Origin of the sequence: Streptomyces sp. NPDC057136 (genome assembly GCF_042670885.1) — a bacterium.
In the GTDB taxonomy this organism is placed as follows: Bacteria; Actinomycetota; Actinomycetes; order Streptomycetales; family Streptomycetaceae; genus Streptomyces.
The window spans coordinates 51819-76513 of the sequence record NZ_JBHUUV010000020.1 but is presented as its reverse complement, the minus strand read 5'-3'; the positions used below and the strand labels follow the sequence as shown (position 1 = coordinate 76513).

Here is a 24695-nt window from a genome sequence, read left to right as displayed (position 1 = left end):
TTGTCGTTGCAGCATATGCAACACCCATTGCGCATATCGCTTAACGCTGTCTAACATCCGAGCCGACGCCGGGTCAATGGTGAGAACCGGCGCTGAACGCTGATCAGCGAGGAGCCCAGAGTGCCCGGACCGGTAGCAGGGACGGCCGCCCGTGCCGACACGACCACCGATGTCGTCTGCCTCGGTGAGTCCATGGTGACGTTCCTGCCCTCGCGGCCCGGCCGCCTCGCCGACGTACCCGCATTCAAGCGCGGTATCGGTGGCGCCGAGTCCAATGTCGCCTGTGCGCTGGCCGCGGCCGGGCACCGGGCGACGTGGGTCAGCCGGGTCGGCACGGACGGCTTCGGCGACCACCTCGTGGAGACGGTCGCGGGGTACGGGGTCGACACCGGCGCCGTCCGGCGCGACCCGGACCGGCCCACCGGCATCTACTTCCGCACGGCGACCGACCGGGCGACGGACGTCCACGAGGTGGCGTACTACCGCGCCGGGTCGGCTGCCTCCGCGATGTCCGTACGGAACGTGCCGTACGAGGACGTGTTCTCGGGCCGTGTCCTGCACCTGTCCGGGATCACGGCCGCCCTGTCCGCGGAGTGCCTGGAGCTGCTCCACGATCTGACCGCGCCGCGGGAGGGTCGTCCGCTGGTCTCGTTCGACGTGAACTACCGGCCGGGGCTGTGGCGTGGGCGGGACGGCGACGCGGGTCCGGATGTCCTGCTCGACCTCGCGCGCCGGTCCGACCTCGCCTTCGTCGGGGAGGACGAGGCGGAGGAGGCGTGGGGTGTGCGGGGCGCTGACGCGATCCGGGAGGTGTTGCCGGAGCCGGGCGTGCTGGTCGTGAAGCGGGGGGCGGACGGGGTGACCGTCTTTTCGGGGCCCTGCCCCGGCCCCCGCTCCTCAGTCGCCGGAGGGGCTGAGAATGGCCCCGGCCCCCGCTCCTCAATCGCCGGAGGGGCTGAAGATGCCACCACCGTCCCCGCCCTCCGCGTCGACGTCGTCGCCCCCGTCGGTGCCGGCGACGCGTTCGCCGCCGGGTTTCTCTCCGCCACCCTGCGCGGACTCCCCGTACGCGAGCGCGCCCGGCACGGTCACCTGATGGCCGCCGCCGTCCTCACCGTCCCCGGTGACCTCACCGACCCCCCGGCCCGGGCCCACGCCGACCGCCTTGCCGGTCTCGACGACCACGCCTGGGGGAGACTTCGTCTCGGCCCCGGGTGGACGGGGGACGACCAGGAGGTACGTACGACATGAGTCAGACCGTCGACCGGGCGCTGAGCATTCTTCCGCTGCTCGCCCAGGGGCCCGCCGACCTCGGACAGGTCGCCGAGCGGCTCGGCGTCCACAAGTCCACGGCGCTGCGTCTGCTCCGTACGCTCCACGAGCACGGACTCGTCTACCGCCAGAGTGACCAGCGCTACCGCCTGGGCGCCCGCCTCTTCGCGCTCGCGCAGGAAGCCGTCGAGAACCTCGACGTACGGGAGATCGCCCACCCGCACCTCGTCGAACTGAACGAGCAGTGCGGGCACACGGTGCACCTCGCGGTGTACGAGGAGAACGAGGTCCTCTACATCGACAAGGTCGAGAGCCGCTACCCGGTCCGGATGTACTCGCGGATCGGCAAACCCGTCGCGATCACCGTCGCCGCGGTCGCCAAGCTGCTGCTCGCCGACCTCTCCGAGCCGGAACGGCGCGTGGTCGCCGAGAAGCTCGACTACCCCATGTACACGTCCCGTTCGACCCCGAACGCCGGGGCGTTCCTCAAGGAGCTCTCCGTCGTACGCGAACAGGGCTGGGCCACCGACCTCGGTGGCCACGAGGAGTCCATCAACTGTGTCGGCGCCCCCATCCGCGGTGCGGACGGCCGGGTCGTCGCCGCCATGTCGGTGTCCGCGCCCAACGTCGTCGTCACACGCGAGGAACTCCTCACGCTGCTTCCGCTGGTGCGTCGCACCGCCGACACCATCAGCCGGGAGTACTCCGGCAACGCCCCCACGAAGAAAGCCTGAACTGCCATGACCGAGAAGACCGCTCTCACCCCGAGCACCCACACCGCCCCGCCCGCGAAGTTCTCGCACGGCGTGAAGAAGGGGAACATCCTCCAGGTCGCCGGCCAGGTCGGCTTCCTGCCCGCCGTCGAGGGCCAGGCGCCCACGCCCGCGGGTCCGACGCTGCGCGAGCAGACCCTCCAGACCTTCGCGAACGTCAAGGCCATCCTGGAGGAGGGCGGCGCGAGCTGGGACGACGTGATGATGATGCGCGTCTACCTCACCGACGTGGACCACTTCGCGGAGATGAACGAGATCTACAACACCTACTTCGGCGAGCAGAACCTCAAGGAGGCCCCTGCCGCCCGTACGACGGTCTACGTCGGCCTCCCCAAGGGCCTGCTCATCGAGATCGACGCGCTCGCGGTCCTCAGCTGATCCTGCCGACCCCGTTGCTTCACCGCATCACCCCACCACCACGCCGCAACGGCACGGCGCCCCGCAGCACGGGGGCGCCGTGCCGCGCTCCACCCTGCCCAAGTGCCCTCTCCGAAACCGGAGTTACCCATGCTGCTCGCCGCCACCCCGCCGCCGGTCGAGACGCCACCCCACACCGGTGGACTCCTCCTGCTGATCGACGGCACCGCAGGCCTGCTGACCGTCGCCGCCCTCGGTATCGCCCTCCTCCTCTTCCTGATCATCAAGGCCAGGCTCCAGCCGTTCGTCGCGCTGCTCGCGGTCTCCATAGCCGTCGGCCTGGGCGCGGGCCTCTCCGTCACCGAACTCTTCGGTACGGTGCAGAAGTCCGCCGCCGTCTCCGTCATCGAATCGGGCATGGGCGGCATCCTCGGCCATGTCGCGATCATCATCGGCCTCGGCACGATGCTCGGCGCGATCCTCGAAGTCTCCGGCGGGGCCGAGGTGTTGAGCACCCGCCTGCTGAACCTCTTCGGCGAGAAGCGCGCCCCGCTCGCCATGGGCCTCACCGGCCTGATCTTCGGTATCCCGGTCTTCTTCGACGTCGGCATCTTCGTCCTCGCGCCGATCGTGTACGCCGCCGCGAAGCGCTCCGGCAAGTCGATCCTGCTGTACGCGATGCCGCTGCTGGCCGGTCTCTCGATGACGCACGCGTTCCTGCCGCCGCACCCCGGCCCCGTCGCCGCCGCCGGACTGTTCAACGTCTCGCTCGGCTGGGTCATCCTGATGGGCGCCGTCGTCGGTATCCCGTCCGTCCTCGCCGCCTGGGTCTACGCCGCCTGGATCGGCAAGCGGATCTTCGTCGACGTACCGCAGGACATGGTCGAGGCCGCCGAGGAGGCCAAGGCCGCCGTCGCCGCCGAGCAGCGGGCCGCCGGGGTCACCCCGCGCGAGGACCCGGTCGGGCTCGGGACCGTACTCGCGATCATCGGCACCCCGCTCGTGCTGATCCTCGCCGCGACGTTCTCCTCCATCGCGCTGGACCCCTCCACCCTGCGCTCGGTCATCGAGTTCTTCGGCAGCCCGTTCGTCGCCCTGACGATCGCGCTGCTCCTCGCGTACTACGTACTCGGCATCCGGCGCGGCTGGTCCCGCAAGTCCCTCGAATCGGTCTCCACGTCCTCGCTCAAGCCGGTCGGCAACATCCTGCTCGTCGTCGGCGCGGGCGGCATCTTCGGTGCCGTGCTCAAGGGCAGCGGCATCGCCAACGCGCTCGCCGACACCTTCAACGACGTCGGCCTCCCGGTCATCCTGCTGGCCTGGCTGATCTCCGTGGTACTGCGCGTCGCGCAGGGCTCGGCGACGGTCGCGATCGTGACCACGGCCGGAATCGTCGTACCCCTGGTCGAGGGCCAGGACATGTCGCAGGCGCACCTCGCGCTGATCATCATGGCGATCTCGGCGGGCTCGATCTTCGCCTCGCACGTCAACGACGGCGGTTTCTGGATGGTCGCCAAGTACTTCGGCATCTCGGAGCGCGACACCCTGAAGTCGTGGACGGTCCTGGAAACGGTCCTGTCGGTCGCGGGCTTCGTGGTCGCCGCACTGCTCAGTCTGGTGATCTAGCACGGACTCTCTGGAGATCCGGCACGGCCCGCGCACACCCCCTTGTGCGATCGATCTCTTTGCGCTTCTTTGATCGACATGGCGGAGATCAGCGGAACCACAGGGACAGGGGAGATCGACTCCCGACCGCGCAAGTCGAGTTGGAAGTACATCGGACCGGGCATCGTCGTCGCCGCAACCGGCGTCGGAGCCGGGGATCTGGTCGCGACGCTGATCGCGGGCAGCAAGTTCGGATACACCCTCATGTGGGCGGCCGTGATCGGCTGCCTCGTCAAGATCTCGCTTGCCGAAGCGGCCGGCCGGTGGCACCTGGCCACCGGCCGGACCCTCTTCGAGGGCTGGCGCACCCTCGGATCGTGGACCACCGTCTACTTCGCGGTGTACGTCGTCATCTGGGGGTTCGTGTACGGCGCGACGGCCATGTCGTCCAGCGCCCTGCCCATCGTGGCGCTCTTCCCGGACGGCCCGGGGCTGAAGACCTGGGCGATCATCACGGGTCTGATCGGCCTGGTCTTCGTCTGGTTCAACCAGTACGCCGTCTTCGAGAAGGTCATGACGGTCCTGGTCGGCGTGATGTTCGTGGTCGTCGTCTACGTCGCCCTGCGGGTGGGACCGGACGTCGGCGCGTCCATCGCCGGGCTCGCCCCCGTACTCCCCGACGGCTCGCTGATCTACACGCTCGGGCTGATCGGCGGGGTCGGCGGCACGATCACCATGGCCGCGTACGGGTACTGGGTGAACGCCAAGGGCTGGAACAACTCCTCCTGGATGAAGGTGATGCGCCTGGACAACCGGGTCGCCTACATCACCACCGGGATCTTCGTCGTCGCCATGCTGATCGTCGGCGCCGAACTGCTGCACTCCTCCCAGCTGGCGCTGACCAAGGGCGACCGCGGTCTGATCGACCTCGGGGTCATCCTGGAGGACCGTTTCGGCGCGGTCACCGCGAAGCTGTTCCTGGTCGGCTTCTTCGCCACGTCGTTCTCGTCGCTCATCGGGGTGTGGCACGGCGTGAGCCTGATGTTCGCCGACTTCGTCGAGCGCATCCGCGCCGACCGGGCCGCGGGCGGTGCCGGTGCGGCGGACGAGCCGGGAGGCCCGCAGATCGCCCGACAGGAGAGGTCGGTGCCCTTCCGCGCGTATGTCCTCTGGCTGACCTTCCCGCCGATGACGCTGCTGTGGCTGGACGAGCCGTTCGGCCTGGTCATTTTCTACGGGGTGCTCGGTGCCTTCTTCATGCCGTTCCTCGCCCTGACGCTGATCTGGCTGCTCAACTCCTCGCGTACGCCGCTGGAATGGCGCAACGGGTGGCTCAGCAACGGAATGCTGGCGACGGCCGGACTGCTGTTCCTCGTGCTGTGCGTACAGCAGGTGCGCGACCTGCCGTGGTGAGCTGAGCGAACGACCGCAGCAGCGCCGCCGGGGGAGCGGCGGCGCTGCTGGGGGGCATATCGAGCTCAAGCCCGTCCGGCGATTGAGGACAAAGGCGGGGCCGCAGGCCGCGCAACCCGTCTCAACCGGTTACGGCAGGCCGTGCACGTGCGGGCCCACCGCGTTCGACCAGGCGTTGCCCGCCGTGGCGTCCCAGTTCGTGGACCAGGTCATCGCGCCGCGCAGCGTCGGGTAGGTCTTCGACGGCTTGAACGAGCCGCAGTTGGTGCCCTTTGCCAGGCAGTCCAGCGCGGCGTTCACGATGGACGGTGATACGTAGCCGCTGCCCGCGCCCCGGGTGGAGGCCGGGACTCCGAGGCCGACCTGTGAGGGGTCGAGGCCGCCCTCAAGCTGGATGCAGGCGAGCGCGGTGAGGAAGTCCACCGAGCCCTGCGAGTAGACCTTGCCGTCGCAGCCGAGCATCGAACCGCTGTTGTAGTACTGCATGTTGACGACGGTCAGGATGTCCTTGATGTTGAGCGCCGTCTTGAAGTACTCACCGGACGTCGACTGCATGTCGATGGTCTGCGGTGCCATCGTGATGACGAGGCCGGAGCCCGCCTTCGACGACAGGGCGCGCAGGGCCTTCGTCATGTACGTGGAGTTGAGGCCGTTCTCCAGGTCGATGTCGACCCCGTTGAAGCCGTACTCCTGCATGAGCGCGTAGACGGAGTTCGCGAAGGCCGTCGCGGAGGCGTCGCTGTTGACGGCGACGGCGCCCTTCTCGCCGCCGACCGAGATGATGACGTTCTTCCCGGCCGCCTGCTTGGCCTTGATGTCGGCCTTGAACTGGTCGACGGTATAGCCGTTCAGGCCCGCCGTGTCGAGGTTGAACGTGACGGCGCCCGGTGTCGTCGTGGCGTCGGCGAAGGAGACCGCGATGATGTCGTAGTTCGCGGGGACGTCGCTGAGCTTCTGGACGGTCGCGCCGTTGTTGAAGTTCTGCCAGTACCCGGTCACCGCGTGCTTGGGTACGGAGGTCACCGGGCCGGGGTCACCCGTCTTCGCCGTACGGGCGCTGATCGTCGCGGACTTGACGGACTCACCGGCGGCGTTGGTGGCGCTCACCGCGAACTGGTACGCCGTGTCGGCGGCCAGACCGGTGATCGTCGCCGAGGTCCCGGTGGAGGTGGTGGCCTTCGTGCCGTCCCGGTAGACGGTGTAGCCGGTCGCGCCGGAGACCGCGTTCCAGGTCAGGGGTACGGAGGAGGTCGTCGTCGTACCGGCGGCGAGTCCGGCGGGCGCGGCGGGGATCTGCGGGGCGGGGTCGGTGCCGCCTCCGCCGTCGGGCCCGGTCACGGAGACGTCGTCGGCGAAGTAGGCGGCCTGGCCGTACCAGCCGTGGGTGTAGACGGTGACAGAGGTGGTGCTCGGGCCGGTACGGAAGCTGGTCGTCAGCTGCTTCCAGCTGCCGGAGTCCGGCGTCCAGGTGGAGACGTCCGTGGTGCCGGTTCCCGTGGCGCCGAGGTACGCGTACCCGCCCTGCACCCAGGCGCTGAGCGTGTACGTCGAGTCAGGCTTCACGGCGACGGTCTGCGTGCACTTGGCGTTGTCCTGGCCGGCCGGGGAGGCCTTGAGGGCGGAGGTACCGCCGTGCACGGGGGAGGAGACCGTGGTGCCGCTGCCGGCCGAACAGGTCCAGTTGGCGAGCCCGGATTCGAAGCCGGCGTTCTTGGCGACGTTGACGTCGGCCGCTTCCGCGGTGCTGACGAGGCCGGTGACTGTCAGGGCCCCGGCCGCGAGGACAGCCGTGACGGTGCCGAGGACGGGCCGGCTGTGACGCCTGCGGCGTCTGCTGCCTGCGGAGCGTTCCACTGGTGCCTCCGTGGGGAGTTGGGGGGTGCTGGCGGAGTGTGCGGTGGCCACCGTTGGCCCATAAACTGGTCCAGACCAATTGAGTTGTCAAGACCTCTGACGGTGACTCGTACGGTTCCGCCTCCGAACGGCAGGCCCCTGGGAGGCTGTCAGGCGTCGTCCTGCAACCGGTCCGCCGCGTACCCCGCCACACACGCCACCGCCGCCACCACGTTCGACATGAACAGCCCCTCGGCCGCCATCTCCTCCCACTGCACCGCCATGTTGAGCAGCTGCGCCACGATCGGCACACAGATCGCCGCGGCCAGATGCTGCGGCAGCGAGTGGCGGAACGGCTCACGGTGCAGCCGGGCGGCCGCCCACGTCGCGAGGGCCAGGCAGACCACGTTGGGTATGTGGATCAGTAGCATGCGCCCGCCGAACGTCTCCATGCGTCCCGGCGTCGCCACATGCTCGTACACGACACTGGCCTGCACGTACTCGGTGACGATCAGCACGATGATGCCGGCGGCCCAGGCGCGGGCCAGGGCGAAGATCACCGCCCCGCGCCCGTCGTCCCGGCGGGTGGGGGCCCCGGGGTAGATGTACCGCGTCATGCTCTTCCGCCTCCGTGTCGGCGTATCACGGGCCAGGGGCCTCTCGTTCGGATCATGCCGGGCTCGCGGGGTGATCCGAACGAGAGGCCCTACTTCACCGTGATGCTTTCGATGATCCGGTCCAGGTCGGACGCGGACAGACTGCCCTTGGCCGCGTCGATCCGGACCGCGTAGCTCTTCTTCTCCGAGTCGAGGCCGGTGATGATCACACCCTTGACCTCGGTGCCCTTCTCCGGGGTCCCGGCCTCCCCGCCGGAGGTGAACGCGAAGTCGACACGCTTGGCGTTCCGCACCTCCTCGGGGCCGTGGACCTCGACGTCCGACTGCTCCTTCAGCCTGGCGCCGAGCGCGACCCCGGCCTCCGCGCCGATCGCCGCCTCCTCCGCCGTGTCGGCATTGGTGAAGTCCAGCTGCACGGTGATCGTGCCGACCGTCCTGCCGCCCTCGGTGATCCGTGCGGCGGCCGCGTTGTGCTTGCCGCGCTCGGCGCCGCTCTGTTCCTTGAAGGCGGGGGGACGGGCGACCGAGACGGCCGGGGTGGTCAGCTTGTCCCAGCCCTCGGGCACCGCGCCGGTGGCGGAGTCGTCCCCGCATCCCGTGGTCAGCAGGCCCAGGGCGAGGACGGCGGTCCCGGAGATCAGACGGTTCGTAAGGGTGTTCATGGCTGGCTTGCTCCTGTCGCCGTGATCAGTTCGCACAGTAGCTGTACGGGACATAGCTTCGGCTGCCTCCGTTGGGCGCCCCGAGGAACTCCGCGTTGTTCAGCGTTTCCTCCTTCTTCTCGGTGGACACCGAGAAGCCGAGGCTCAGCCCCAGGTTCAGCTCGAAGCCGTACTCAGCCGCATCGGTCTGGCCGGTGTACGTCGTCCTGCTGGACAGCCCGGAGTCGAAGAGCAGCTGCCCGAACCTGTCGTCGTCCCCGGGCCGCTTCGTCGGCGCGTGGTCGTCGAACATGTAGCTGAACGGCTGGCCGTACTGCCCGTTCCCGTTGAGCCAGTCCTGTGCGATCTTCCGGTCGGCGTCCCCTTCGGATCCCGGCTTCAGGACGACGGAATTGGTGACGACCTCGATCCCGGTGTCCTCGCCGCCGCCCTTGACGCCGCCGCTGCCGCCCCGCTTGTCGTCGCCGGACTTCCCGTTGTCGCCGCCGACCTTGGCGCCGTCCTTGGTCGTGCCCTTCTCGACCGTGCGGGTCATGTCGATCCGCAGCAGCTCGCCGGTCTTCTTGTCGTGCGTGACGGTGATGGACCCGGTCTGGGTGGTGGACGCCGAGGCGTCACCGCTGATCGGCCCGGCTTCGTAACTCGCCTTGGCGCCGTACTCGATCGCCGCGGAGTACGTGTACGCCTTGGTGCCCTTGAAGTCGTTGTCCGTCCACGTCGCTTCGGGGGAGAACTTGAAGTTGCCGCCGAGCGCCGCGCTCAGCTTCTTGTCGTCCCCGGCGCCGATCTTGATACCGGCGGACGCGCTGGTCTCCAGGCCGACCTTGCCGTAGCTGATGTGCCGGTTGCCGAGCTTCTCGTCGATGCTCTTGCGGAGCTTCTCCTCCTCGGCCATGGGGCCCTTGCCGAACATGTACAGAATGCTGTTGCCGAGCCCCGCGCCCTGCGCGTTGGCGTGCCGGTTGGAGAGCTCGTACGTCTTGAGCATCTCGATGTCGTCGCGGAAGGACTTGGCCTCCTCCTCGCTCTTGAACACCCAGGTGTCACCGTTGGTGACCTTGATGCCCGCGCCCAGCTCCACCTTGTCCGCGCCGAACGAACCGACCTTCAGACCCGGTTTGAAGTCCTTCTTGGCAGCGATCGAAGCGGCGTCCGTGAACGTCATGGTGACCTGCTGGTCGTTCCCGTCGACCTTGCCGTCGCCGTTCATGTCGGTCTTCGACTGGAACGTCTGCTGCTGGAAGCCGTACTCCTCGCCCCACTCGATGAACAGGACCTTCGCCTTGGCGCCGGCCTTGTCGGAGATCGAGGACAGCTGACAGAGCGGCGGCTCGAAGTCCGCGTCCGTCTTGGGTGCGGCCTCGTTCCCGCCACCGCATTCCCCGAAGGACACCGCGCACTTGAAGCGTTCCGCGATGCGCCCGCCGAGACCCGTGGCCGTCAGCGCGCCGACGATCGAGGTCACGACCACCACCATGCCGACGTACTCCGTGGCGGTGGCGCCCCGGTCGTCGAGCGGCAGGCCGTACCAACTCCTGCCGCTCCCGCGTCTGCTGACCGACGGTATTCGCCCGATCTGATCCATTCCAGGAGCCCCCTTCGCCTCCGGCTGCGACGGCCGGCAGGATCCGGAGATTACGGAAGCGAACGGTCCGTGGGCGTGGGTCCTGGGACCCCAATCCGGGCCCATGTTGCTGCTCTGGGCCCGTAAACCCGAAAAGGATCAGGCATTCTCCTGGAGCGACATGGTTGAAGGCCTATCTGGTACGGAATTTAACTACCAACCAGTTGGGCCGATTTGGGATGTGAACACCCTGTGCGTACGGGCAGTGTCTTGCGTTACTGGCCACTGAAAGGTGTTCTCTGCCTGCGCCTACGTCGTTAAAGTGCTGAGGCAGGAGCACGGAGCAGGAGAGCGATTGCGGCCGGCGGTACGCGGCGGCCGGAGCCGAACGGGGAAATACGTGCCGACCGCAATAGCAGTAACCAGTGCTGACCTGGTGCTTCCGCCCACGGACCAGCAGACGCCCACCGCGGCGCTTCTGCATGCTCCGGACGCGCAGCCCCTGGAACTGGCGCTGAACGATATGAACATGCTCCTTGAGCAGCACGGCTACGTCATCGCCGTCTATCCGGCCAACATCGCGCCCGCCCACGAGCGGCGGCTGCACATGATCCGGTCGATGCTGGAGAGCGACCGCATCGCGCTCCTCAAGGTGGACCTCCCACCGCTGGGCGTCGCCGTGCTGGTGCGCCAGTTACGGCAGTTGTCCATCTGCGACTTCAGCGCCGGGGTCGTCGCCTCGGCGGCCCGGCTGCTCTCCCACTACATCCACGCCGGTGCGCTCCTCAGCACGGTCACCAAGCTCGACCGGGTGCCCGTGAGCCTCAAGGCGCACGCCAAGTCGTGGGTGCCCGGCTCGCAGTTCGGCGTACTGGCCAACCCGAATCCCCAGCTGATCAAGATCGGTTCGGGGGAGGAGCTGGCCGGCCCCGAGTTCGGGACCCATCTGCTGGTCGCGAAGGGACAGCTCCAGTCGGACTGGGTGACGGAGACGATCGCGCCGGCCTGGCAGGTCCAGGCCGTGCACGAGGCTCCACTGCCCACGGATTCCCCGGGCTGGTGGGGCACCTCGAAGATGATCGAATTCGCCGCCTTCCTGCCCGATATCTCGGTCGTCTACCAACTGGTCTCCTCCGTCCGCAGGGAGATCTGCGCCTGGTGCGGCAATGAACTCATCGGCGACCGCTGCGGGTTGTGCTCGGCTCCGCTGAGAGCCCAGCAGAACCAAACCAACGGTTCCGGTGTCCTCACCCAAGGAACATCCATGCACCACGGGGCGTGATTCCGCGTGCCGTACTCCTCAGCGGCCCGACGCGGGGCCCTGTGCGGCACCTTCGATCGATACGACCCGGCTCCTCTCTGTCCGACTCTCTCTGTCCGACCATCGGCCCACGTCTCCCAACGAGGTTGCTCCCCTCATGAATTCACGGCAACGCCGCGGCGTCATCCTTCTGCTCCTCTCGGTCCTCTGCGCCTTCGGCGCCTTCGCCGGTGTGCTCTCGGTGATCAGCGATGTGAATTCGAAGGTCGGACCGGAAGTGACCGCGTACCAGGTCAAGTCGAACATCGCGCCCTACACGTCCCTGGAACCCGGGCAGTTCGAGAAGATAGAGATGCCCAAGCGGTGGCTGTCCGACAACGCGATCACCGACCTCGCGGTCGTCAACGGCAAGATCGCCGTCACCGAACTGCGCGCGGGCTCCCTGCTCCAGGACGACATGATCGTCAAGCGCCCCGTCCTGCAGAGCGGTGAGCAGGAGATCGCCATCATGATCGACGCCGCGACCGGAGTCGCGGGCAAGATCAACCCCGGCAACCTCGTCAACATCTTCGCGACCTTCGCCGGTGAGAACGAGGGCGACAAGTCCACCTCACGCGTCATCGTGGCCAACGCCAAGGTGCTCGACGTGGGCGAGCTGACCCCCCTCGACCCGAAGCGCGACGACCGCGGCGCCGGCCCGACCGAGGCAGTGCCGATCACCTTCGCCCTCAACACGACCGACGCCCAGCGCGTCGCCTACGCCGAGTCCTTCGCCGAGCACGTACGGCTGGCCCTGCTGCCCGACAACAGTCCGACCACGCTCCGTCCGGGTGAGGGCAGCTACAACCTCGACGAAGACAAGAACAAGTGAGGGCCGGATGAGCACAAGAATCCTCCCGGCTGTCGGCGATGCCGACGCCGCCCGATCCATCACCACACTGCTCAGCCAGCTCCCCGACGCGGAGCCGGCCGGGCCACTGGGTGACTCGACCTCGCTGCTCGACACCCTGGCCCGGCTCGCCGCCGAGTCGCTGGACGAGCTGCCCGAGGTCGTGCTCGTGCACGAGCGGATCGGTCCGGTTCCGGCCCTGGAGCTGATCCGGGAGGTGGCCCTGCGCTTTCCGGCGGTCGGGGTCGTGCTGGTCACCACCGATGCGAGCCCCGGGCTCTACTCGGCGGCCATGGACTCCGGCGCCCGTGGCCTGGTCGGCCTCCCCCTCTCGTACGAGGAGCTGGCCCAGCGCGTTCAGGCCGCGGCGGGCTGGTCCGTCGGAGTACGGCGCCACCTGGGCGCGGGCGCGGACGTCTTCACCGGCCCCAGCGGCACCGTCGTCACCGTCAGCGGAGCGAAGGGCGGAGTCGGCACCACCGTCACCGCCGTGCAGCTGGCGCTGGCCGCGAGGGCGTCGGGGCACACGGTCGCCCTCGCCGACCTGGACCTCCAGTCCGGGGACGTCGCCTCGTACCTCGATGTGCAGTTCCGCAGGTCGATCGTCGACCTGTCGACCATCCAGGACATCTCGCCCCGGGTCCTCCAGGACGCACTGTTCAACCACGACACCGGCATCGGGCTGCTGCTCGCGCCGAGCGAGGGGGAACGGGCCGAGGAGGTCAGCGACCGGGTCGTACGCCAGACGATCAGCGCCCTGCGCCACCGCTTCGAGATCGTGATCATCGACTGCGGTACGCATATGAACACGGCCAACGCGGCGGCGATCGAGATGGCGGACCGCACGCTCCTGGTGACCACCCCGGACGTGGTGACGGTCCGCGCGGCCAAGCGCATGGTCCGGCTCTGGGACCGGCTGCAGATCCGCAAGGCGGAGGAGACGATCACGGTCGTCAACCGCTACACCCGCAACACGGAGATCCAGCCGCCACTGATCGAACGGATCACGGCGACGAAGGTCGCCCGGATCGTGATCCCCGCCAACTTCAAGGAACTCCAGGCGGTGGTCGACGCGGGCCGCATGCAGGACCTGGAGGCCAAGTCCTCGGTGAAGCAGGCCCTTTGGAGCCTCGCCGGTGACCTGGGCCTTGTGAAGCAGACGGAAGGCGCCGACAAGCAGGGCAAGTTCAAGGGCGACCGTGGCTCGATCGGCGGCCGACGGGGCCGCACGAAGTGACGACCGAATCGATACCACTGAGGGGGACCGGTGAGACCACATCCAGCCCGTCCGGCGATTGAGGACATAGCGTCCACTCGTACCGGGCCAACTCATGTCCGTACGGGGCCACACCAAGCCCGTCCGGCGATTGAGGACAAGACGTCCACCCGTCTCGGGTTAACTCAGGGCCGACGGGGCCAAAATCAAGCCCGTCCGGCGCTTGAGGACAAAGCCGCTCGCCGGTTCAGGGGCGACCGAGGCCAGGCGGCAATCGAGTTCACCGGCACACTCCCGCTGATCCTGATAACCCTGGCCCTCCTCTGGCAGGCAGCCATGGTCGGCTACACCTTCATGCTCGCGGGCAACGCGGCCGACAAGGCGGTCACCGCCGCCACGACGGTCAACGGCAGCGCGCTGCTGGCTTGCGAACAAGCCGGCCGGGAAGACCTGCCGAGCGCCTGGGACGCGAACTTCAACTGCCACGCCTCGGGCGACCTGATGACGGCCCGGGTGGACGTCCAGGTGCCGCTGCTCTTCCCCGGAGCCTTCAACACGCCGATGACCCTGACCGGCGAGGCGTCGGCCAACCTGGAGAGGAGCTGGGGATGGTGACCCACGCACTGCACCCCGGCCCGCGCGCAAGCCGCGCCCGCAAAGCCCGCCAGAAGGGCCAGGCCGCCATCGAGTACGTAGGCGTCCTCACCCTCCTCCTCGTCGTAGCCATGGCCGTCGTCCAGCTCGGCATCGCGGTGTACGCGGCCCAGCAGGCCGGCACCGCCTCCCGCTCGGGCGCCCGCGTCGAGTCGTACGACCGCGCCTCCATGGACGGGCGATCGGCGGCGTACGCCTCCATGAGCGGCTGGCTGGCCGACGACGCCGACGTCCGGGTGCAGCACGGCTTCGACGAGGTGACCGTGACCGTGGAGATCGACATCCCCGCCGTGATCCCGATGTTCGACTTCGGGAACGTCACCAAGCGCGCCACCATGCCGCGCGGCTGACCTCCGTACCACCGCACCACCACAGGGAGTTGAGGACATGAGCCTGCGGGCGCGCATCACGAGCCCCGAGCCGACCAACGGGCTGAGCGAAGAGAGCCGGCTCGTCGGGGTCTACCGCGCCAAGCTTCTGGAGGAGATCGACCTCGCCGAGATGTCCGCCCTCGCGGCGGCCGAGCGCAGGGCGCGCCTGGAGCGCGTACTGGGCCACATCATCAGCCGCGAGGGCCCCGTCCTCTCCTCCATGGAGCGCTCACAGCTCATCCGCCGGGTCGTCGACGAGGCCCTCGGACTCGGCATCCTCGAACCGCTCCTCGAAGACGCGTCCATCAGCGAAATCATGGTCAACGGACCGGACCAGGTGTACGTGGAGCGAGGCGGCCGCCTCGAACTCCTCCCCATGCGCTTCTCGTCCAACGAACAGCTGATGCAGACCATCGAGCGCATCGTCTCCACGGTCAACCGCCGTGTGGACGAGGCCAATCCGATGGTCGACGCCCGCCTGCCCTCCGGTGAGCGTGTCAACGTGATCATCCCGCCGCTCTCGCTCAAGGGCCCGATCCTCACCATCCGCCGGTTCCCCCGGGCCTTCACGCTCCAGGAGATGATCGGCCTCGGTTCGCTCGACGAACACATGCTGATGCTGCTCGCGGGCCTGGTCCGCGCCAAGTTCAACGTGATCGTCTCCGGCGCCACCGGCACAGGGAAGACCACCCTGCTCAACGCGCTGTCCGGCCTCATCCCGAACGGCGAGCGCATCGTCACCATCGAGGACTCCGCCGAGCTCCAGCTCCAGCAGTCCCACGTGATCACGCTGGAGTGCCGTCCGTCGAACGTCGAGGGCAAGGGCGAGGTCACCATCCGCGACCTCGTCCGCAACTCCCTGCGTATGCGCCCCGACCGCATCATCGTCGGTGAGGTCCGTGGCGGCGAGACCCTCGACATGCTCCAGGCCATGTCCACCGGCCACGACGGCTCGCTCGCCACCGTCCACGCGAACAACGCCGAGGACGCCCTGATGCGTCTGCAGACGCTGAGCTCCATGTCCGAGGTCGAGATCCCATTCGTGGCCATCCACGACCAGATCAACAGCGCCGTCGACGTGATCGTGCAGCTCACTCGTCACGCCGACGGTTCCCGCCGCATCACCGAGATCGCCGTCGTCGACTCGCACGGCCGCGAGGACTACCGCATCGTCTCCGTCTGCCGCTTCAAGTCCCATCCGGTCGCCGCCGACGGACGCGTCTACGGCAACTTCGAGTACTACCCGCTGCCCCGCCGGGTCGCCGAACGCCTCTACATGACGAGTGAGGCGATCCCCGCTGCCTTCGGCGTGGCCCAGTCGGAGGACCAGCTGATCATGCGCAGATCCGCCGCCTGAGAACCGACCACCGCTCGCTGTCCCCTGTCCGCCGCCACCGAGAAGGTCCCCGCCCGCCATGGATAATCTCCCGCTCCTGACGATCGGCGTCACGCTGCTCGCCGGCCTGTTCGCCGTCCTCGGCGTGCACATCTACTCATCGGGCAAGGCACAGCGGCAGGTCCTGTTCGACCGCATGTCCCAGACGGGACAGATCACCATCGGCGGGCGCAACCGGCGATTCCGCGGGATCGACCGACGGCTGCGCAGGACGGGCCTCGGCAAGAAGATCGAGCGCAAGATCTCGGCGACGGGCCTGGACCTCACACCCGGCGAGTACGCCGTCTATGTCGTGGCCGCACTGCTCGGCCTCTACTTCGTCATCGGTTCGATCTTCGCCCCGTTCTTCGGTCTGCTCGCCGCTTTCATCGGGCTCTGGGGCGGCAACGCCTTCCTCAACTACCAGCGGGCCAAGCGCACCGAGGCGTTCATCAACCAGCTGCCGGAGCTCACCCGCGTCCTCGCCAACGCCACCCAGGCGGGCCTGGCCCTGCGTACGGCGATCGCTATGGCCGTCGAGGAGCTGGACGACCCGGCCCAGGAGGAGCTGCGCCGCGTCGCCGACCGGCTGGCCGTCGGCCACTCCCTCGACGACGCGCTCAACGAACTCGTCGAGCGGCTGCCCTCGCGCGAACTGACCGTGCTGGTCTCCACCCTCATCCTCTCCAACCGGGCGGGCGGCACGATCGTCTCCTCGCTGCGCAACCTCACGGAGACGCTGGAGGAACGCAAGGAGACGCGGCGAGAAGTGACGACACTGCTGTCCCAGGTGAAGGTGACGGCCGTCGCCGTCCCGATCCTCGGTATGGGCTTCCTGCTGATCATCAACGGCATGCGCGCCGGAGCACTCGACGACATGACGGCCGCCACCACGGGCCGGATCGCCGTCGTGATCGCGGCGGGCCTCTACGGCCTGGGCTTCTTCCTGATCAGCCGGCTCACCCGCGTACGCATCTGAATCCGACGGCCCTTCATGAATGAGGAGAGAGAGGACACACCATGGACCTTCTGATCGCGGCCGTCTTCGGACTCGCCGTATACGGAGCCTTCCAGGGCATCCGCATGTACCGCGCCGACGCCAAACTCCCCGGCGACCTGGCCATCGCCCTGGAGGTCGGCGCCACCCGCACCACGGTCGCCGGTTCCGCGGTCGACCGCATGGGTATGCGGTACGCGCCCCGGGTGCTGCGCATGATGGGCCCCAAGCGGGTCGACAAGGTCCGCCGCAAGCTGGACATGGCGGGTAACCCGGGTGGTATGACCGTCGACCGGTACGCGGCGCGGCGGGCGGTCTACGGCGGGTTGGGGGGCCTTGCGGCCCTGGCCATGCTGATGAACGGGCAGGTCGTACTTGCGACGTTGATGGCCGTCTACGGCTACTTCTGGACCGACGTGATCATCGTGTCCGCCATCAGGCGGCGCAAGGACGACATCGACCGGACTCTCCCGGACTTCCTCGATGTCCTCGCCGTCGTCGTCTCGGCCGGACTCGGCTTCCGGCAGGCATTGGAACGCGTGGCGGAGAAGTACGCCGGTCCCTGGGCCGACGAACTGCGCATCACACTTCGCCAGATGGACATGGGTGTCAGCCGCCGCGATGCCTTCGACCAGCTCCGTAAGCGCAATGAGTCCGAGCAGGTCTCGATGTTCGTCTCGGCCCTCCAGCAGGGCGAGGAGCTCGGCGCCCCGATCGTCGACACGCTGATCCAGATCGCCAACGACATGCGGCGCACCGACGCCCAGAACGCCCGCCGCAAGGCGTCGAAGGCTGTCCCCAAGGCGACGCTGATCATCACCAGCTTCATGCTCCCCGGAACGATGATCCTGATCGCCGTCGGCTTCTACTACGCGGCCGACGTCAACGTCGGAGACGTTTTCGGGACGTGAGCGAGACGGAGCACGGAGCGCACCCACCTGACAGTGACGAGGAGGTGAAAGGCCCATGAGCCCCCGACAGACCGGTCCGGCACTCACCGGCGGACCCGACGCGACCACGGCCGAGAGCACGCCCGGCCACGTTCCGGCGCTGCCCATCCAGGTGAACGCGCTCCAGGCCCTCTGCCGCCAGCTGTTCGGCTTCCGCCTCGCGATGACCGCCCTCGCCGCGCCCTTCGCACTCGACGGCGTCGACGACAGGCTGGGCAGCTGGCTGGTGGGAGCGGCCGTACTCGTCACCGTCATGGTGTCGTACGCGCTGATGCGGGACTGGGAACGCTTCGGCCCGATCCTCCTGCGCCACCCCTCCCTGCTCGCTGCAGACATGCTGTTCGGTGCGCTCCTGCTCTTCGCAGCCACCCCCGGCTCCACTCTCACGTATGTCACGGTCTGTACTCCCCTGCTTGCGGGCCTGGTCTACGGCTGGCGCGGCAGCGCGATCTTCGCTGTCCTGCAGACGCTCCTGCTGGCAGCCGCATACGGGATCAGCAACAAGGTGGAAGCAGACTCGTCAGCGCTCCTTCTCGTCGGGCTCTGCATCATGGCCGGGGCGGTTGGCAGTACGTTGCGGGGTCTACTCCTCCGCTTCGGTGCCGCATCCCAGGCGCTGACGGACACCCGGGCCCGCCTTGCGGTGAACGGCGCGGTGGAGGAGGAGCGGGCCCGCCTGGCCCGCGAGATGCACGACTCCGTGGCCAAGACCCTGCACGGTCTCGCGCTCGCGGCCGACGGACTGGCCGGGACGGCCGACCGGATGGACCCGCTCACCGTCAAGCACCAGGCGGAGCTGGTGGCACGCGCCGCCCGTCGTGCCGCTGCCGAGTCCCGCGAACTCCTCTCCGACCTGCGCCGGGAATCCGGCCTGGACGGTGGCGTGGACGTCATGGACGAACTCCGAGCGCGGACAGCCGACTTCGAGCGGCGCCACGGCGTGAAGGCGGTCTTCCACCAACTCGGCGACGGTCCCGTCCCGCCCATCCCGCACGCTGTGGCCCGGCACGCACTCACCATCGCGACCGAGGCCATGGAGAACGCCCAGCGGCACGCCCACCCCACCTATGTGGACGTCTCCGCGGGCCTGGTCCGCGACACCGTGCGGATCAGCGTGTACGACGACGGGGACGGCCTGCCCCCGGGCACTTCGCTGGCCGACCTCCGCAAGGCAGGCCACTTCGGCCTCGTCGGCATGGTCGAGCGCGCCGCGTCCATCGGCGCCCGCATCCGTATCGGCCGGGGCCATGCCGCACGAGGCACCGAGGTCCGGCTCGACCTGTCGCTGGCAGCGATGGACCTGGCACCTCCGACACCGACTGTTCCCACCCCACCACCCGGGTATCCGCCATCGCTCCCGCAGATACCCACTCAACGCACGCGTCCTGACAACAACTGACCCATCCGCCGTTCCACCACAGTCCCCACCCTGAGAGAGGAGGCCGCACCATGCCGGACGAGATCTCCCGCAGTTCCGGAGAGCAGTGGGCACAGCACCCGCATGTCTCGCAGCACACGTCCTCGCGTCCCAGCCCGCTCAGCTCCCCACCCACCTCCGGTCCCCCCACCCCGACGGCATCCACCGAGTTCCCGGCCTTCCCCGGCCCGCACGCCATGCCGGCGCCGCTGCCTCTGAGAGTTGTCGTCGCCGACGACAACCCGGTCGTACGCGCCGGGCTGACGGTCCTGCTCCACGGCCGCGACGACATCGACGTGGTCGCGGAGGCGAACGACGGCCGACAGGCGTACGAGATGGCGGTCCAGCACCGCCCCGATGTCGTCCTGCTGGACGTCCGCATGCCTGGGGTCGACGGAATCTCGGCCCTGCCGCACCTGGTGCGTCTGGCTCCGGTCCTGATGATGACGTACAGCCGCGAGAGCGAGATCGTCCACGAGGCGCTGCGACTGGGCGCCGGGGGCTATCTGGTGCACGGAGAGTTCACCGCCGACCAGCTGGTGGCAGCCGTGCGGGACACGAAGGAGGGCCGGGCGCACTTCACGTACTCCGCCTCCAGCGCCCTGCGTGAGTCGGTACGGGGAGGGGGCGGCCCGGGCCAGGGCGGCCAGCTGCCGGAAGGACTGGGCACGGCGTTCAGCGGCCCCGGCTACCGACCTACCGTGCCGCCCGCGCCAGTATCTGCATCCGCACACGACACGCCGAACCGACCGATGCCCAACCCGGTACTGAACCCGCAGGTGGGAGCAGTTCAGGGCGAGTTGAGCGCACCACGATTTCCGCAAGGGGCTTCGCTTACGCAACCATCTGTGGCACATTCGTCTACAGGGGTTCCCGCGCCTGCGGCCCAGGGAATGATCGCCGAGCTGAGCGAACGGGAGGTGGAAGTGATGGACCTGATCGCGTCGGGCATGACCAATCAGCAGATCGCGGCCACCTGCTTCATCAGCCAGAAGACCGTCAAGAACCACATCAACCGCATCTTCGCCAAGTTGAATGCCGGCAGCCGGGGCGAGGCCATCGCCGTCTGGCACCGCATGTCGTCCGGGGGGTCGACGCGACATGGCTGACACGACGATGGGCCTGAAGGCCCAACTGGAGGCTTGGGCCCGGAGTTGGGCCCGCAGGCCCATGCAACTGGGTGCGTCCCCGACGTACGTTTCTCATGTCGAAAGCGAGACCGGCCAGGAGGAAGCCGGAAGCGCGGACGACACGAATACATACGTAGCGTCGGCCGATCTCCGGTCGGCCGAACTCGGAGGGGAACACCATGTCGAACATCACCCTGAAGGCCGCCACCACCACGCAGGTCTACGTCAACACCTGGGCGAACACGGCCGTCAAGGCCATGAAGCGTCGCAGCGACAAGGGTCAGGGCGCCATCGAGTACGTGGGCATCACCATCCTTGTGGTGGCGATCGTCGTGGCGCTGCTGCAGACCAAGATGGGCGAGACGATCTCCGGCAAGTTCAAGGAGAAGATCGACTCCGTTCTCAACGGATGATCCGTCGCATGAAGTCCGAGGCAGGGCAGGCCGCACCGCTGTACATCACAGCGGTGGTGGGCCTGCTCTTTCTCGCGTTGATCTTCTTTGCGTTCGGTGAAGCCGATGTCAGGCGCAATGGGGCCCAGAGCGCGGCGGATGCCGCGGCGCTGGCGGCGGCCCAGGAGTCTCGCAGTCTAGAAGAGGTGGACCTGCGGGCCCACATCTTGGACAGGGCCTACCTCACCCTCGTGTTCAACGGGCCGTTTCCCGGTACCCACAACGGGTGCGTGCAGGCGTCCAGGTTTGCCGCACAGAACGAGGCCACTCCTGTCGACTGCCGCATGCTCTTCGACGGCCGCTGGGGATTCACGGTTGGTGTCAGGTCGAACAAGGGGATGAGCGCGAACCTGGTTCCGGGCAGCGAGGGGAAACGTGCGAAGGCAACGTCAGTGGCCGTCGTCGAGCCTCGCTGCAAGTTCATCCCGAACCCGGACCTGACGTCGCCGTCCCCCGGCACGCTCGCCTGTGACACCAAGGTGTGGGTGATCGACCCCAAGGACCTGGCGCTCCTGCCAGACATGACCGATCTCTTCACCGTACGACTGGCCGAGGGCTGACCTCGAATGACCGCAAAGGATCTGGATCAATGAGTATTCGGTACGTGAGGGGCCCGCGTCGTGCCGGCGCTGCAGTCCTACTGGCTGCGACCCTGACCCTGTCGATGGCTGCCTGCGGGAGCGACGACGGGAATGGGAAGGGCAAGGAGCCCTCGAGTTCTTCGGCGCCGGCCAAGGACAAGGAAACGGGCAGCGCCGGTGGAGAAGAACTGCCGGATACCAGCCAGGTTCTTGTAACCGTAAAGGGCGACAAGGGCATTGACCTGATCGTGCATGTCGCCAAGCGGGATGAGGGCGGATTCCTCACTCTGACTGGCGAGTTCAAGAACACGACGGGAAGCCGCGTGGTGACGCCGGTTCAGTGGAGCGGCCAGGAGGAGGCCGTTGCGCGGACCGGGCCGTCCCTGGCGGCGATGACCCTTGTGGACTCTCAGGACAAGAAGCGCTACTACGTGTTGCGTGATACGGATAACCGGCCGTTGACGACGACCAGTTACGACTCCGGGATCGATGCAGGTAAGAGCCTTCCCTTCTTCGCCCAGTTCCCCTCGCCTGCTCAGACGACCACCAAGGTGGACATTCAGTTCCCAGGTTTCACCACCGCGACGATTGAGATCTCCTGATGAGTGCCGCGATCACCACCCAGCGGGCCCGGGCCCGCGTGGCGATGACCGTGCTCGCTGGGGTAGTCGCCTTGGGCGTCGCGGGCGCTCCGCAAGCCGTCGCCGATGACAGCCCGTACCCCTCGGCTTCGGCGGAAGCGCCCGTCCGGGTCGATGCCAATGACACCGACCTCAAGCTCCCCGACGGCGCAACCCTCGCCGCCCCCAAGGTCCTCGACATCAAGTCCGTCGTCGAGGACCTGGGGGGCGACGAGCGCCGCGAGGACACCAACTCGGACATCAAGTTCGCGCTCCAGGCTGAAGTCCTCTTCGGCAAGGACAGTGCGAAGTTGAGCTCTGCGGCCAGCGGCCGTATCAACGCGATTGCCGAGGAGATCAAGAAGCAGGACGCCAAGAAGGTCCGGGTGTTCGGCTTCACCGACAATCTCGGATCGTCCGCACACGGCGACGTCCTCTCCAAGCAGCGTGCCGAAGCCGTGCACGGTGTTCTGCAGAAGGCGCTGACCGGTACCAGCATCACGTTCGAGATCCGTGGTTACGGCGAGCAGTTCCCGATCGCCAGCAACTCCACGGAGGAGAACCGCAAGAAGAACCGCCGGGTGGAAGTCTCCTTCCCCCGCGCGGAGGGCTCGCAGAGCTGATCCACGTGCAGCGCCCGGCACCGTGACCATGTCGCGGTGCCGGGCGCTTGCCGTTACAACAGGTGGTCAGCCTTGCCGGCCTTGATGTCGCGGATCATCTGCTGAAGTGCCCCGCGGGTGTCGGTGAGGTAGAAGCCCTCTTCGCCCTGCTTGGCGATGTAACTGTTGCCCTGTTCGTCGGTGCCGAGGCGGTAGCAGCTGGCTCCCTCACCGCAGAACGCCTCTTCCCACGTGATGCCCTGCATGAGACTCCCCTCAGAGGTGACGTGCGATGTCATGGATGAAGTCGCGTGACTTCTCGGACGGCAGCGCAAGCCGCTCCATCCAGTCGAGGTGTGAACGGTACTTGGCCAGCTGAGCTTCCCCGTAGAGGAATTCGGGCCCATGAGTGCTGTCCACTTGCACAGTGTCCAGCTGCGGCACGGGTCCCTCGGCGTAGTTCACGGTCTGCCCCGCACCAGGGAAGGCGCCGGCTTCGAACGGGATCACGCGGAGGGATACATGGCGGCCTTCTGACACGGCGAGCAGGTGCTCAAGCTGTGCACGGGCGACGTTGCGGCCACCGAACTGCATCCGGAGTGCGGCTTCGTGGATGATGCCGACGTACTCCTGGGGTGTCACGCCGCTCAGTACCTGCTGTCGTTCCACCCGATGAGCCAGACGCAGGGCGACTTCGTGCTCCGGGAGCGCAGGGACAACGACCCGGAAGACGGCCAGGGCGTGGTCGCTGGTCTGGAGAATCCCCGGGATGTGCACGGAGTGCGCGGTTCGCATCCGAGGTGCGTGTGCCTCCAACTCGGAGATATCCAGGAGCCCGGCGGGGAGCGCGCTTCGATAGCGCTCCCACCAGCCGCGTCGCGCGGGACGGGCCATGTCGGTCAGCGCGACGACGTACGCCTCGTCCGTGCAGGCGCACGCTTCCGCCAGCGTGCGCACACGCTCTTCGCTGATGGCTCGGAAACCTTGCTCGATGTTCGAGAGCCTGGAGCGGTCGACGCCGAGAAGCTTGGCTGCGTTCTCGGCGGAAACATCGGCCGTCGTGCGCATCTTCCGGAGTTCGGAGCCCAGGCGCTTCTGACGCTCGGTCGGGGACGTTCGCGCTGCCATGTCAGTCCTTCCGTGACCTACCCGGTGAAGTCTGCCGTGCAGAGGGTGCCTTCGACCACGTAAGGGTTCAAATCAGCGGCACAGGGTGGCCAATATGACCCCTGGCGTCCTACAGTCAGTAACGCACCGCTCACGCTCGGATGGGTTGGAAGTGCATCACGCGGTCCTGCCCGCACCTCCTGCCCTGGGAGGGGCCGGCCCGCGTCAGGGAGACAGGCCACTACTCATCCGGTAAGACGCGAGCACCTCGTGCGCTCCGACGCGAAAGAGAACCCCGCCAACAGACCATTCGTTCAAGGGGAGTCAGTCATGTCTCCATTTCCGCGCGCCGCACTCTGTCCCGTACCCGAGGAGCCCGCACCCGACCCGAACCCGCACCCCGCCCCGTACCCCAAGCGCCGCTCCGGCAACAGGCTGGCCCTCAGCCTCACCCTGCCCGGAGACCCCCGCAGCCCAGCCATCGCGCGGGCCGTGGTCACCGCCGCCCTCCGGGCGCATGGGCTCGCCTCCTACACCTGGCCCGCCGCCCAGATTGCGTCCGAACTCGTAGCGGTCAACGCAACGCTCACTCCGCAAAAGGACCTCTACCTCTCCCTCCGCCACCGCGACGACGCACTACGCCTGCTCGTCTGGGACCAGCACCCGGACCACGCCGGTCCCGGTTCCGCCGAGCTCTGTGCGCAGCGGCGTAGGCGGGCGCTGTGGCTGCTGACCGCCGTCGTCGACGACTGGGGTGGTGAGTGGGGCGTATGCAGGGCCCTGGCTCCGCACCGGGGGCACAAGTCCTGGGTGGTCATGCCCCGTTGACCGGGTCATGCGGCGTCAGCGCCGGTCTCGTTATGTCCAGCGCGGCGGACGAACTGGAAAGGGCTCAATTGCCTGTCCCTCACCGCTTGCGTTTGTCAACCCGCATCGCACCCTCAAGTCTTCCTCAAAAAATCTGATAAACGCCGTAG

The 24695-nt window shown here is 67.8% G+C and carries 26 protein-coding genes; 20 read left to right on the top strand and 6 right to left on the bottom strand.

Annotated elements, in window-relative coordinates:
* Positions 1-120 precede the first annotated feature (120 nt).
* The 5 genes from ACFT7S_RS23300 (at position 121) to ACFT7S_RS23280 (ending at position 5420) form a co-directional block, all read left to right on the top strand.
* On the top strand, positions 121-1251 hold the full coding sequence (locus ACFT7S_RS23300) for a sugar kinase (RefSeq protein WP_382734898.1): 1131 nt from the start codon (positions 121-123) through the stop codon (positions 1249-1251).
* The gene (locus ACFT7S_RS23295; protein ID WP_382734896.1) at positions 1248-2006 is read left to right on the top strand and encodes an IclR family transcriptional regulator; all 759 of its coding nucleotides are present in this window, start codon (positions 1248-1250) and stop codon (positions 2004-2006) included. Before ACFT7S_RS23300 ends, ACFT7S_RS23295 begins: the two co-directional genes overlap by 4 nt.
* Positions 2007-2012: 6 nt before the next feature.
* On the top strand, positions 2013-2423 hold the full coding sequence (locus ACFT7S_RS23290; protein WP_328905540.1) for a RidA family protein: 411 nt from the start codon (positions 2013-2015) through the stop codon (positions 2421-2423).
* Positions 2424-2552: 129 nt separating this feature from the next.
* Complete coding sequence (locus ACFT7S_RS23285; RefSeq protein ID WP_382735030.1) at positions 2553-4028, top strand: GntP family permease; 1476 nt, start codon at positions 2553-2555, stop codon at positions 4026-4028.
* A gap of 78 nt (positions 4029-4106) precedes the next feature.
* Positions 4107-5420 carry an Nramp family divalent metal transporter gene (locus ACFT7S_RS23280; RefSeq protein WP_382734893.1) on the top strand — a complete coding sequence of 438 codons (1314 nt, stop codon included), beginning with the start codon at positions 4107-4109 and terminating at the stop codon, positions 5418-5420.
* Positions 5421-5549: 129 nt separating this feature from the next.
* Here the strand turns inward: ACFT7S_RS23280 and ACFT7S_RS23275 are convergent, their stop codons facing one another.
* From ACFT7S_RS23275 to ACFT7S_RS23260, 4 genes are all read right to left on the bottom strand, one after another.
* Positions 5550-7274 carry a chitinase gene (locus ACFT7S_RS23275; RefSeq protein ID WP_382734891.1) on the bottom strand — a complete coding sequence of 575 codons (1725 nt, stop codon included), beginning with the start codon at positions 7272-7274 and terminating at the stop codon, positions 5550-5552.
* Between the two features lie 149 nt (positions 7275-7423).
* Positions 7424-7870 carry a hypothetical protein gene (locus ACFT7S_RS23270; RefSeq protein WP_382734889.1) on the bottom strand — a complete coding sequence of 149 codons (447 nt, stop codon included), beginning with the start codon at positions 7868-7870 and terminating at the stop codon, positions 7424-7426.
* 89 nt (positions 7871-7959) lie between these two features.
* Positions 7960-8532 (bottom strand): hypothetical protein, encoded by a 573-nt coding sequence (locus ACFT7S_RS23265; RefSeq protein WP_382734887.1) that lies wholly within the window; start codon positions 8530-8532, stop codon positions 7960-7962.
* Positions 8533-8557: 25 nt separating this feature from the next.
* On the bottom strand, positions 8558-10117 hold the full coding sequence (locus ACFT7S_RS23260; protein ID WP_382734885.1) for a hypothetical protein: 1560 nt from the start codon (positions 10115-10117) through the stop codon (positions 8558-8560).
* A gap of 379 nt (positions 10118-10496) precedes the next feature.
* On the opposite strand from ACFT7S_RS23260, the gene ACFT7S_RS23255 reads away from it, so the two are divergent.
* The 14 genes from ACFT7S_RS23255 (at position 10497) to ACFT7S_RS23190 (ending at position 22632) form a co-directional block, all read left to right on the top strand.
* Positions 10497-11378 (top strand): hypothetical protein, encoded by an 882-nt coding sequence (locus ACFT7S_RS23255; protein ID WP_382734883.1) that lies wholly within the window; start codon positions 10497-10499, stop codon positions 11376-11378.
* A gap of 136 nt (positions 11379-11514) precedes the next feature.
* Positions 11515-12228, top strand: a complete 714-nt coding sequence (cpaB, locus tag ACFT7S_RS23250; RefSeq protein WP_382734881.1) for a Flp pilus assembly protein CpaB — start codon at positions 11515-11517, stop codon at positions 12226-12228.
* A 7-nt stretch (positions 12229-12235) separates the two neighbouring features.
* Entirely contained in the window at positions 12236-13483 is a 1248-nt protein-coding gene (locus tag ACFT7S_RS23245; protein WP_382734879.1) for a CpaE family protein, read from the top strand.
* Between the two features lie 30 nt (positions 13484-13513).
* On the top strand, positions 13514-14077 hold the full coding sequence (locus tag ACFT7S_RS23240) for a TadE family protein (RefSeq protein WP_382734877.1): 564 nt from the start codon (positions 13514-13516) through the stop codon (positions 14075-14077).
* Positions 14071-14466, top strand: a complete 396-nt coding sequence (locus ACFT7S_RS23235; protein ID WP_382734875.1) for a TadE/TadG family type IV pilus assembly protein — start codon at positions 14071-14073, stop codon at positions 14464-14466. The genes ACFT7S_RS23240 and ACFT7S_RS23235 overlap by 7 nt, the downstream gene beginning before the upstream one ends.
* Positions 14467-14503: 37 nt before the next feature.
* Positions 14504-15844 carry a CpaF family protein gene (locus tag ACFT7S_RS23230; RefSeq protein WP_382734872.1) on the top strand — a complete coding sequence of 447 codons (1341 nt, stop codon included), beginning with the start codon at positions 14504-14506 and terminating at the stop codon, positions 15842-15844.
* Between the two features lie 58 nt (positions 15845-15902).
* Positions 15903-16841 carry a type II secretion system F family protein gene (locus ACFT7S_RS23225; RefSeq protein WP_382734870.1) on the top strand — a complete coding sequence of 313 codons (939 nt, stop codon included), beginning with the start codon at positions 15903-15905 and terminating at the stop codon, positions 16839-16841.
* 41 nt (positions 16842-16882) lie between these two features.
* Entirely contained in the window at positions 16883-17770 is an 888-nt protein-coding gene (locus ACFT7S_RS23220) for a DUF5936 domain-containing protein (protein WP_382734869.1), read from the top strand.
* A 55-nt stretch (positions 17771-17825) separates the two neighbouring features.
* Positions 17826-19208, top strand: a complete 1383-nt coding sequence (locus ACFT7S_RS23215; protein ID WP_382734867.1) for a sensor histidine kinase — start codon at positions 17826-17828, stop codon at positions 19206-19208.
* A gap of 50 nt (positions 19209-19258) precedes the next feature.
* Positions 19259-20335, top strand: coding sequence for a response regulator (locus tag ACFT7S_RS23210; protein WP_382734865.1), 1077 nt, complete (start codon positions 19259-19261; stop codon positions 20333-20335).
* A gap of 200 nt (positions 20336-20535) precedes the next feature.
* The gene (locus tag ACFT7S_RS23205) at positions 20536-20769 is read left to right on the top strand and encodes a hypothetical protein (protein ID WP_351167447.1); all 234 of its coding nucleotides are present in this window, start codon (positions 20536-20538) and stop codon (positions 20767-20769) included.
* 8 nt (positions 20770-20777) lie between these two features.
* Positions 20778-21368 (top strand): pilus assembly protein TadG-related protein, encoded by a 591-nt coding sequence (locus ACFT7S_RS23200; RefSeq protein WP_382734863.1) that lies wholly within the window; start codon positions 20778-20780, stop codon positions 21366-21368.
* A 29-nt stretch (positions 21369-21397) separates the two neighbouring features.
* Positions 21398-21991 carry a hypothetical protein gene (locus ACFT7S_RS23195; protein WP_382734862.1) on the top strand — a complete coding sequence of 198 codons (594 nt, stop codon included), beginning with the start codon at positions 21398-21400 and terminating at the stop codon, positions 21989-21991.
* On the top strand, positions 21991-22632 hold the full coding sequence (locus ACFT7S_RS23190; RefSeq protein ID WP_382734860.1) for an OmpA family protein: 642 nt from the start codon (positions 21991-21993) through the stop codon (positions 22630-22632). Before ACFT7S_RS23195 ends, ACFT7S_RS23190 begins: the two co-directional genes overlap by 1 nt.
* Positions 22633-22685: 53 nt before the next feature.
* Here ACFT7S_RS23190 and ACFT7S_RS23185 read toward each other — a convergent pair whose 3' ends face one another.
* Positions 22686-22877 (bottom strand): hypothetical protein, encoded by a 192-nt coding sequence (locus ACFT7S_RS23185; protein ID WP_382734858.1) that lies wholly within the window; start codon positions 22875-22877, stop codon positions 22686-22688.
* A 10-nt stretch (positions 22878-22887) separates the two neighbouring features.
* The gene (locus ACFT7S_RS23180) at positions 22888-23739 is read right to left on the bottom strand and encodes a helix-turn-helix domain-containing protein (protein ID WP_382734856.1); all 852 of its coding nucleotides are present in this window, start codon (positions 23737-23739) and stop codon (positions 22888-22890) included.
* Positions 23740-24048: 309 nt separating this feature from the next.
* Between ACFT7S_RS23180 and ACFT7S_RS23175 the strand changes: the two genes are divergently transcribed.
* Positions 24049-24546, top strand: coding sequence for an ATP-binding protein (locus ACFT7S_RS23175; protein WP_382734855.1), 498 nt, complete (start codon positions 24049-24051; stop codon positions 24544-24546).
* Positions 24547-24695: the final 149 nt, after the last annotated feature.